Source organism: Candidatus Parakkermansia intestinigallinarum (assembly GCF_944389695.1).
Classification (GTDB): domain Bacteria; phylum Verrucomicrobiota; class Verrucomicrobiia; order Verrucomicrobiales; family Akkermansiaceae; genus Akkermansia; species Akkermansia intestinigallinarum.
The window spans coordinates 1-9,348 of sequence record NZ_CALXNG010000046.1; the positions used below are offsets into that span (position 1 = coordinate 1).

General features: G+C 64.4%; 7 protein-coding genes and 1 tRNA gene. 1 reads left to right on the forward strand and 7 read right to left on the reverse strand.

Annotated elements, in window-relative coordinates; all coding sequences use genetic code 11:
* Window positions 1-424: 424 nt before the first annotated feature.
* From AC6UAL_RS09225 to proC, 5 genes are all read right to left on the reverse strand, one after another.
* Window positions 425-496 (reverse strand) — tRNA-Arg (locus AC6UAL_RS09225).
* Window positions 497-586: 90 nt separating this feature from the next.
* Entirely contained in the window at window positions 587-1,591 is a 1,005-nt protein-coding gene (locus AC6UAL_RS09230; RefSeq protein WP_500683088.1) for a cell division protein FtsQ/DivIB, read from the reverse strand.
* Between the two features lie 14 nt (window positions 1,592-1,605).
* The gene (locus AC6UAL_RS09235; protein ID WP_500683089.1) at window positions 1,606-2,547 is read right to left on the reverse strand and encodes a D-alanine--D-alanine ligase; all 942 of its coding nucleotides are present in this window, start codon (window positions 2,545-2,547) and stop codon (window positions 1,606-1,608) included.
* A 25-nt stretch (window positions 2,548-2,572) separates the two neighbouring features.
* Window positions 2,573-4,873, reverse strand: coding sequence for a UDP-N-acetylmuramate--L-alanine ligase (gene murC / locus AC6UAL_RS09240; protein WP_500683090.1), 2,301 nt, complete (start codon window positions 4,871-4,873; stop codon window positions 2,573-2,575).
* Between the two features lie 335 nt (window positions 4,874-5,208).
* Window positions 5,209-6,003: a pyrroline-5-carboxylate reductase gene (proC, locus tag AC6UAL_RS09245; RefSeq protein ID WP_500683091.1), complete on the reverse strand. Its 795-nt coding sequence runs from the start codon at window positions 6,001-6,003 to the stop codon at window positions 5,209-5,211.
* Between the two features lie 210 nt (window positions 6,004-6,213).
* Between proC and AC6UAL_RS09250 the strand changes: the two genes are divergently transcribed.
* On the forward strand, window positions 6,214-7,215 hold the full coding sequence (locus tag AC6UAL_RS09250) for a tyrosine recombinase XerC (protein WP_500683092.1): 1,002 nt from the start codon (window positions 6,214-6,216) through the stop codon (window positions 7,213-7,215).
* Window positions 7,216-7,280: 65 nt separating this feature from the next.
* On the opposite strand, the gene AC6UAL_RS09255 is transcribed toward AC6UAL_RS09250, so the two are convergent.
* Together AC6UAL_RS09255 and AC6UAL_RS09260 are read right to left on the reverse strand one after the other, a co-directional pair.
* On the reverse strand, window positions 7,281-8,297 hold the full coding sequence (locus AC6UAL_RS09255; RefSeq protein ID WP_500683093.1) for a hypothetical protein: 1,017 nt from the start codon (window positions 8,295-8,297) through the stop codon (window positions 7,281-7,283).
* Window positions 8,294-9,211 carry a ketopantoate reductase family protein gene (locus AC6UAL_RS09260; RefSeq protein ID WP_500683094.1) on the reverse strand — a complete coding sequence of 306 codons (918 nt, stop codon included), beginning with the start codon at window positions 9,209-9,211 and terminating at the stop codon, window positions 8,294-8,296. The genes AC6UAL_RS09255 and AC6UAL_RS09260 overlap by 4 nt, the downstream gene beginning before the upstream one ends.
* Window positions 9,212-9,348: the final 137 nt, after the last annotated feature.

Genomic DNA, 9,348 nt, shown 5'->3' on the forward strand with positions numbered 1-9,348 from the left:
ACGCGTGCTCGTGGAGTGCAGCGGTGGCTCACTCGGTGGTCTGATATGCGGTTTCCACACACTTTGCGCTTGACCCGTAAAATCCTGAAATTAGGAGTTTTGCATTGAGAATGAGCTTGAAAAGCTGCGCGTGAAGCATGAATCCATCCTTGATGATGTCTTCATGCACACCCCGAACGGAGACCCGACGAACCTGACGGGGAGCCGCAGGGGGGGTATCACGGCACAGTCGGAGCCGACCGCGTGGGGGGCAGTCGGCCCGCCGGGAGAGGCGGAGGTCTCGCGCGGCACGCGCAGCGTTTGGCTCAAGCCGGCACCCTCCCCCAGCGGGGGTAACCCGTTCTCGTCGGTTCAACGAGAAGCCGCTCAAAGAAAACACCTAAAGAAAACGCCTGCAAAGACTCAGCTTTGCAGGCGTTGCAGCTAGCCCCGGCGGGAATCGAACCCACATCGAAGGTACCGGAAACCTTTGTCCTATCCATTGAACGACGGAGCCGTCGGAATGCAGGGATTGTGCCACGGTCGCGGGCTCATGTCAAGCTCATTCCGACTTTCTTTTCGTCGGAGTTGCGAAGCCCGGCGTTCGTCAGCGGCTGCGGCGCCCCGTACGCCCCGTGCGCCCGTTGCGTTCGCTTCGCCCGTTGCGCGTGCTGCGCTCGCTGCCGCGGCTTTCGTCTGCCGAGGTCGCTTCGCTGTGCACCGGGGTATCTTCGATGGGAACGATGACGGGATTCTCTTTCGGGATGACGTTGATGCCGCTCGCTTGCTGCCCCGATCTTCGCAGGTAGTCGAGGATTCCTGCGAGTCTTTCCGTTTGTTCGGCAATGTTGTAGACTTCCATGCGCACAGTCGTGCCGTTTTCGAGCACGAGTCGCAGCTCCCATTCACGGGGGCATTGGATTTCTCGTATCGGCGGTATCTGCGTTGGGTCGTAGCAGTTGGTCGCTTTGATGAGTTCGCAGATGGGCATCATGGCTTTTTCGTTGATCACGACGCCGGGCTCCAGCCGCGGACAACAGCCGGGCGGGAGGTACCAGACGGGTGCGCCCATGAAGTCCCGGTGCATGTTGGGGTCGGCTTCAAAGACGTGCCCCTTCGGATCCGTGAAGAGACGGCGCTTCGTGCCGGTTTTGACGTCTGATTCCTGCGCGACAAAGACGATGGGGAGGCGTTCCTCTACCTCGATGACGAGCGTGTCGGGCAGTTCCGCACGCACGCTGGCGGATTCAATGTGCGGCTGAGCCATGAGCTTTTGCTCCAGCGATTTGGTGCTCAGGGTCGCCAGATTGACGGAGTTTTTGAGCCCGAGTAAATCGAGGCAGCTCCGGCGGTCGAACATGGCATGCGCCGAGCGGTAGTCGATTTTGTCGATGCTCATGCTGGCCGCTTGATCGAGCACGTAGCACAGCAGGTAGAAGAGACCGACGAGCGCGGCCGCTGCCGCCAGCGCCTTCACAATCCAACGTCGGATGTTGCTGCGAAGGCGCTTGAAGGACAGGCGGCTGAGCAGACGCTCGCGGAAGGGGAGCATCCTCTCGAGCTTCGAGACGATGTTTCCCTCGTCCTTTTTGCGTCTGTACCGATTCTCCATGGGCGGGCGGAGGCTCAGGCGGCAGGGGTGTTGCCGCGCTGACAGCAAAGGGAGAGTTCGGCAATGCGCCGGCAGAGTTCACCGAAGCTGATGCCGACGGCCGCCGCTGCCTTCGGGAAGAGCGAGGCGGAGGTCATGCCCGGAATCGTGTTGATTTCAAGCACATAGGGGCGCCCGTCCGCCGTCAGCAGCACGTCGACGCGGCCGTAGACCTCGACGCCGGCGGCTTTGTAGGCCGCTAGGGCTGCCTGCTGAACGCGCCGGGTTTCTTCTTCGCTGATGTCGGCAGGGCAGATGTAGTCGGAGCCGACGGCTCCCGTCAGGCTCGGATATTTGTTCTTGTAGTCGTAGAAGCCTTGGCGGGGGCAGATGTGGATGACGGGCAGGGGGGTGCCGTCGAGGATGGCCACCGTGAGTTCTTTGCCTTCGATGTATTCTTCCACGAGGAGCTCGTGCCCGAATTTTCCGGCTTCGGCCAGGGCGGCCGGCAGTTCCTCCGCTTGGCGCACGATCTGCACGCCCACCGAGGAGCCTTCGCAGGGGGGTTTGATGACGCAGGGAAGCGGCAGGGTCGGCATTTGCCCGGCGGTGATGACTTCGTCTTGGGGCGTGGGGACGTTGCCGGCTGCGGCAAAGGCTTTTTTGGTGAGGACTTTGTCGAAGCAGATGCGGGAGGTGGCTGCTCCCGCGCCCGTGTAGGGGATGCCGAGTTCTTCAAGGTAGCTTTGCAGGCCGCCGTCTTCGCCGTAGGTGCCGTGTATCATGTTGTAGCACAGTTCGGTTCCCTCGGGCACGGGCGGGCGTTCGCCGTCGACGATGACGGGTGTCACGTTCGTAAAGCCTTCTTGCTTGAGAGCTTCGAGCACGGCGCGTCCGGAGGTGAGCGACACTTCGCGCTCCGAACCCGGGCCGCCCATGAGCAGGGCAATGGCGGTTTGATGAGTCAGCGTTTTCATGTTGGGGAGGAAGGTGGGGGCTGCTTCAGAACTCGGCTTCGCGGTCGCCGATGACGCGTACTTCGCTGCGCAGGGTGATGCCGCGCCGCTCTTTCGCTTCGTGGATGATGTGGTCGATGAGCTCGGTGACGTCCGTCGCCTTGGCGTGGCCGGTGTTGATGATGAAGTTGGCGTGCTTCGTCGAGACCATGGCGCCGCCGATGCTGAAGCCTTTGAGCCCCAGCTCTTCAATGAGTTTGCCGGCGGGAATCTCGGGCGGGTTCATGAAGGTGCAGCCCGCGCTGGGTTCCGTGGGCTGTGTTTCGCGGCGGCGCGTGCGGGCGGCCTCCATGCGTGCTTCGATGGCGGTCGGGTCGTCAGGGGTTCCGGCAAAGACGGCCTGCAGCACCATGTTTTGGTCGAAGGCCGGGATGAGGCGGTAGCGGGCGGGCTCCATGCCGTCGCGCTCAAACTCGATGATCTCAGCCTCGTCATTCAGGGCGAGGGCCGAGCGGAAGACGCTCCACATGTCGCCGCCCATGCAGCCGGCATTCATGCGCAGGCTGCCGCCCACGCAACCGGGGATGCCGTCCATCCACTCGAAGCCGGCGATGCCGTGCTGGGCGGCAAAGGCCGCGAGTTTTTTGAGTTTCACGCCGGCTCCGGCTACGATGCGATTGCCCCTCAGCTCGATGGCGTCGAAGGCGCCGCCGGCGGGATGAATGACGGCGCCGCGCAGCCCGCCTTCGCGCACGACGAGGTTGGAGCCGCGCCCCACGACATGGATGGGGATGTTGCGGTCTTTGAAGAAATTGACGACGGCCTGCATCAGCTCAAAGCTGTCCGGCTCAATCCAATACTGCGCCTCGCCGCCGACGCCGAGCGTCGTGTGCTTCTTCATCGGCTCGTAGAGGCGGCAGGGAACGTCGCAGCCGCACTCCTGCTGCATCTCGGCGAGGATGCGCAGATCGGCCGCAATCTTTGTGCCGGCGGTGTGCACGTTGCCCGCACCCAGCGTCAGCAAGAGATCGCCGCGCCGCAGTTCATTGCCCACGACGTGGTGCGCGAGGCTGAGGTTGGGCAGGAAGGTGGCCGGCACGGGGCCGTGCTCGCGGACGGCATCCACAATCGTCTGCCCGCTGATGCCCGGAATCGGTATTTCGCTCGCGGGGTAGACGTCGGCCACGTAGAGGCGGTCGAGGTTTTGCAGCACGCGGCCGAAGTCGTTGCGCAGCAGTTTCGTGCGCGTGTAGCGGTGCGGCTGGAAGAGCACGATGAGGCGCCCGGGCTTGAGGCTTTGCGCCGTCTGGAGCGTTGCGGCAATTTCCGTCGGGTGGTGCCCGTAGTCGTCAACGATGCGGTAGTGGCGCGAGAGGTATTTGGTCTCGAAGCGGCGGCGCGCGCCGGCAAAGGTGCTCAGGCCGTGTGCGATGCTCGCGAAGTCGCAGCCGATTTCAAGCGCGGCGGCCGTGGCGGCCAGCGCGTTGAGCACGTTGTGCTTGCCCGGAATGCCCAGCTCAACGCGCCCGAGCGGCTCGCCCTTGCGGCAGATCGTGAAGAGGGTGCGCCCGCGCTTCTCGGCCAGATCCGTTGCGGTGAAGTCGGCATCCTGCCAGCCGTAGGAGACGCTGTTGGGGTATTTGGAGCACACGTCGTATGCGCCGGGATCGTTTTTGCAGTAGAAAATCTTGCCCCGGGTCTGGCGGCAGAGGCGGTCGAAGACGGATTTGATGTGGTCGAGGTCTCGGTAGAAGTCCAAATGTTCGGCTTCGATGTTGAGGATGATGCTGTGTTCGGGCAGGTAGTTGACCAGCGTGCCGTCGCTCTCGTCGCCCTCGGCGACGAGGTATTCGCTGTCCTCGTTCCAGTGGGCATTGGCGCCGAGCACGGGAATCTCCGCCCCGACGTAGTGGCAGGGGCGCAGGCGCCCCACGCGCAGCAGGTGAGCCGTCAGCGATGAGGTCGTCGTCTTGCCGTGGGTGCCGGCGACGATGACGCCTTTTTTGTTGTTGAGGATGGCGGCCAGGCACTCCGCGCGGCGCAGGCAGAGGCAGCCGTTTTCCCTCGCGGCTTTCAGGGCAACGTTATCTTCGCGGATCGCGCTTGAATAAATGACGACTTCGGCGTCTTTGACCGCATCGGGGTTGTGCGGGCAGGAGAAGGCCAGCCCCATGCGTTGCAGACGCTCGGTCTCTTCGCTCGTCACGCGGTCGCAGCCGCTGACGTGGTGCCCCATCTCCAGAAGCATGCGGGCCAGTCCGCTCATGCCGGCGCCGGCCACTCCGATCAAATGAATACGCACCGGATGCTCCCGGTCCAGCAGGCGTTTGCGTAACTGCTCAATCATATCTCGCGGGTTATTATAAAGCAAACGACCGCACAATCAAGGGCAAACTCATCCGCTCTTCGCGAGGATGTGTTTGCGGGTGCCGTCGCGCCCCTGCCTGCGGCGCGGCGGGCGGGGTGAGGGCTGCGGGGCGCTGCCGGGCTTTGGGGCGGCGGCGATGAGCTTTCGCGTGGAGGGTACGGCGGAAGGGGAAGTCGATGTGAGGGGTGGCGAGGGGTGGCGATGAGGGCCGGGCGAGGGGTGGCGATGAGGGCCGGGCGAGGGAGGCGATGAGGAGACAACGAGGAGACAACGAGGGGACAACGAGGGCTCGACGAGGGAGGGGCGACGAGGGCTCAGCGTACGGAGGCTCGCAGGCCGCGGATGACGGCGGCGGTGAAGCCGCTTTCTTCCATGGCGTTGAGGCCGCGGATGGTGAGGCCGCCGGGGGTGGTGACTTTGTCGATTTCGGCTTCGGGGTGGCTGCCGTCGACTTCGAGGAGGCTGACGGCGCCGAGCATGGTCTGCATGATGATGCGCCGTGCTTCGTCGGGCCGCAGGCCGAGTTCGACGCCGCCCTCGGTGGCGGCTCGGATGTAGCGCATGACGTAGGCGATGCCGCAGGAGGCCAGCGCCATGCAGGCGTTCATTTGCTGCTCGTCGACGAACATGGCGTCTCCGAGTTCGCGGAAGACGGCGAGCAGCTCGGCATCTTTCGCGGCGTTGCGGTGCGCGGAGCTGATGAAGGTCATGCTGCACCGCCGGGCGATGGCGGTGTTGGGGATGAGGTAGTAGACGCCGGGTAGTTGCCCGTCGCCTTGGTCGAGCCACTCGCAGAGTTGATCCGTGCCGATGCCGGCGGCCATGGAGGCGATGCTCTGCCGGGAGTAGATGAGCTCGGGTTTGATTTCATCGATGACGTCGCGAATCTTCCAAGGCTTGACGGCGAGGATGATGAGGTCGGCTCCGCGCACGGCTTCGCGGTTGTTTTGAGTGGTGCGCAGGGCGGGAAAGTCGCTTTTGAGGGCGTCGAGCTTGCCGGGGCTCGGGTTGGCGATGCAGATGTCGGAGGCGGGGATGAGGCTGCCGGAGGCGAGTCCGCGGGCGACGGCTCCTCCCATGTTGCCCGCTCCGATGATGGATATTTTCATTCTTGCTGCGTGGGTTTGGCTGATGAGGGGGGCGCGTGAGCGACCCTGCGTGAACACTAGCAGTTTCGCCGGGGCTTCTCAAGTTTTTTTTGCGTTGTCGGCGTCCTTTTGCGCGGCTTGGCGGCGAGCTTGAGGCGGTTCTGCGGGGGGGCGATATGACTTTCGGGGGGCTTGCTTTTGCACGCTGCCTGTGGTAGAACTCGGGGTGTGATGAGGCGTGAATCAGACCGGGGCGAGGAGGACGCTTCAGCGCGGCGCTTCCTGCAGTTCTTGGAGGGGGAGCGCAACGCTTCTCCTTGCACGCTGGAGGCCTACGGGCGTTCTTTGCAGCAGTTTCGCGTGTGGATGGGGGCGCGTTTCTCGTCTTGGGAGCTTTGTGAGACGGACGATTTCCGCTCGTGGCTTTACGTTGCGCTTGAGCAGCAGCTCAAGCCGGCGACGATTCGCCTGCGCTTTGCGGCGCTGCGCTCCCTCTACACCTACATGATGCAGCGCGAGGGGCTGGCGGTCAATCCGCTTGCCGAGCTGGTGCTGCCGCGAGCTTCGCAGCGCCTGCCCGTGCACTTGAGTTTGCGGCAGATGGAGGAGCTGCTCTCGCTGCCGCTGCGCACGCCGCAGGATAAGAAGAGCCCGGCTTGGCTGCCGTATCGCGATGCGGCCATTCTCGAGTTGTTTTACTCCTGCGGGATGCGCCTGAGTGAGTTGGTGGGACTCAATGCCGATGCTCTCGGGGGGGATCGCAGCTGCGTGCGCGTGCTGGGCAAGGGGCGCAAGGTGCGGCTGGTGCCGGTGGGGGATTACGCCCGCGAGGCTTTGGACCGCTACCGCAGCATGGCTCCTCTGGAGGCGGACGGGCCTTTGTTCATCAGCCGTCTCGGGCGGCGCATGACGGGGCGCAGCGTGCAGCAGATGCTCGATAAGTACCTGCGCTGCTCTGATATCCCCTTCCGCATTTCGCCGCACAAGCTGCGCCACACCTTCGCTACGCATATGCTGGATGCGGGGGCTGATTTGCGCTCCGTTCAGGAGCTGCTCGGCCACAGCTCGCTCTCGACGACTCAGATTTACACGCACGTGACTAAGGCTCGCATGCGCGAGGTCTACCGCCGGGCTCATCCGCGTGCCGACGGGCCGCTGACGGCGGACGGCGAGGACGATGACCTTGCTCCCGAGCTGCCTCCGCTGCCCGGGGATGATGATGAGACGCCCTGAGGGCGGAGCCGCGGCGGCATCAGGGCAAGTCTGCGGCGGCATCAGAGCGGGGCTGCGGCTGTACATCAGAGCTCTTTTTCGCCGGCCTCTTCCGCTGCGCTCGCTTCCTGCGAGGGGGCGGCCTGCGGGGAGCCTGACTCCGGGGAGCCTGCTTGCGAGGAGTCTGCTTTCGCGTGCTCGCCGCGCGTTTCCTCCTTCGCGTGTTCGCGCAGCCAGGCTCGGGCTCCTTCGGTGGGGTAGCCGAGGTCGTTGTCGATGTAGGAGTTGAGTTCGCGGATGCCGGCTTGGCGCGAGCCGAAGATTTCATCTAGGCTGAGTTTTTCCGATTCGGGCAGGCGGAGCTCTTCCTGAAGGTCGAAGAGGATGCAGCAGAGCGACGGGCTGATGTGGTCGGGATTGGCAAAGAGGCGCTGCGCGAGCTTCAGGCTTTCCTCCTTGCGGTTGCGCACCTGACAGAGCTCGTAGAGCTGCCAGCGCTCGAAGCGTTTGGGGGCTCCGCATTGCACGGCGCGGGCATAGAGCTCGGCGGCCTCGCTGTGGCGCGGCGGCACGGCCGTCTTGCCGCAGTAGCGAGCCAGTTCGAGAAGCAGCTCGGGGTCATCGGGGTTGTTTTGCAGACCGTCGCGCAAAAAGCGCTCGCCTCGGTCGCGGTACTCGCGCGCGAGGATGGCGCGTTGCTGGCGGTCGTATCGCGGGTCGCGAAGGACGTGCTGGGCGGCGTTGTTGGCCATTTCACGCGCGGCATCGGCCCAGTAGCCGGCGTGCTTGGGGCTGAGGGTGGTGATGTCTTGCCAGCGGCGAGCCGCGCGGGGCCAATCGTGTTTCAGCCACGCATCCGTCGTGTCGAGCACGAGAATCTCGGACGCCAGCGTCCTCAGCCCGCCGAGGGTAAAGAGCGCCAGCTGCTGAGAGAGGGCATCCTGCCCCTTGATTTGAACGGGCGGATAGCGGAGCTGCGCCTCGAGCTGCCGGCGATTCAGGCTCGTGCTCAGGGGCAGCAGGGCGGCTCCCCCGGCGGCCAGCAGCAGGAGGGGCGGCAGCAGGCGCAGCCTGCGGAGCAGCGACGGCAGAAGTCGGTTCATGCGAGGTGCAGGCGCGTGCGGATTTCCGCAGCGAGCTTCTCCCACTCGGGAATGTCGGCCTTGACCGCGCGGGCTCGTTCGAGCGGACTGCCCCAGATGGCTTGGTACTCGACGGGGCGCCCGCGCAGGTAGTCGACGGCGCTGCTCGGGATGAAGTCTCCCATGACGGCCGTGCGGCGCATCTGCTCGTCGATGAGGTGCATCGGCAGCGGGAAGCCGCGCAATTCCGCCGTTCGGCACACCTCATCCATAATGCGCTGCGCGCGCTCGGGTTCTCCCGGCATGGCGAAGAGTTGGCGGACGCTGATGCCGCCGTGCGCGAGGCAGAGGCCGTTGAAGGGGATGTTCCACGAGAGCTTTGTCCACAGAATCTCCTCCGTGTGGCCGAAGGCCTCGGCATCGACCTTCGCCTGCTTCATGAGCTCGGCAAAAAACTCGCAGCGGCGGCGCCCCGCCTCGTCGGCCACGAGCGGCGCAAAGTGAATCTTGCCGCCCTCCAAATGCCTGATCTCCGCGGGGCGATCCATCATGCAGCAGACGAAGCAGAGACCGACAAAGAGCCGCTGCGGCGCCACGGTCTCGGCGATGGCCTCGGCATTGCCCATGCCGTTCTGGAAGGTGACAACCTCCGTCTCTCCGTGCAGCAGGGGGGGCAGCGCTTCGCCGAAGCGGTCATTGGCGCAGGTCTTCCATCCGACAATGACGAGATCGACGGGACCGCATTCCTCGGGCTTGCGGCAGACGCGCGGCTGCGGCAGGTAGATGTCCCCGTCGACGCTGCTGACGCGCAGCCCGTGTTCCCGCATCGGTTCGCAGGCCGAGCGGGCGATGAAGCTCACGTCATGCCCGGCCTCCGCAAGCCTTGCGCCGTAGTAGCACCCCAGTGCCCCGGCCCCCAGTATCGCGATTTTCATGCCCCTACCTTAGCATACAAGCACGAAAATGCAACCAAATTCGCCCCCCGTTCGGCCACCGCGCATTGCGTCAAAATAAAACGCACCGAAGAAGCTCTCGGGAGAGAAACGCCGCAATGGCATTTTTATGGTTGCTT

Bases quoted from the DNA above. Each gene is read 5' to 3' on its own strand.
- AC6UAL_RS09230 (WP_500683088.1), bottom strand. From the start codon at position 1,591: ATGGAGAATCGGTACAGACGCAAAAAGGACGAGGGAAACATCGTCTCG.
- AC6UAL_RS09235 (WP_500683089.1), bottom strand. From the start codon at position 2,547: ATGAAAACGCTGACTCATCAAACCGCCATTGCCCTGCTCATGGGCGGC.
- murC (WP_500683090.1), bottom strand. From the start codon at position 4,873: ATGATTGAGCAGTTACGCAAACGCCTGCTGGACCGGGAGCATCCGGTG.
- proC (WP_500683091.1), bottom strand. From the start codon at position 6,003: ATGAAAATATCCATCATCGGAGCGGGCAACATGGGAGGAGCCGTCGCC.
- AC6UAL_RS09250 (WP_500683092.1), top strand. From the start codon at position 6,214: ATGAGGCGTGAATCAGACCGGGGCGAGGAGGACGCTTCAGCGCGGCGC.
- AC6UAL_RS09255 (WP_500683093.1), bottom strand. From the start codon at position 8,297: ATGAACCGACTTCTGCCGTCGCTGCTCCGCAGGCTGCGCCTGCTGCCG.
- AC6UAL_RS09260 (WP_500683094.1), bottom strand. From the start codon at position 9,211: ATGAAAATCGCGATACTGGGGGCCGGGGCACTGGGGTGCTACTACGGC.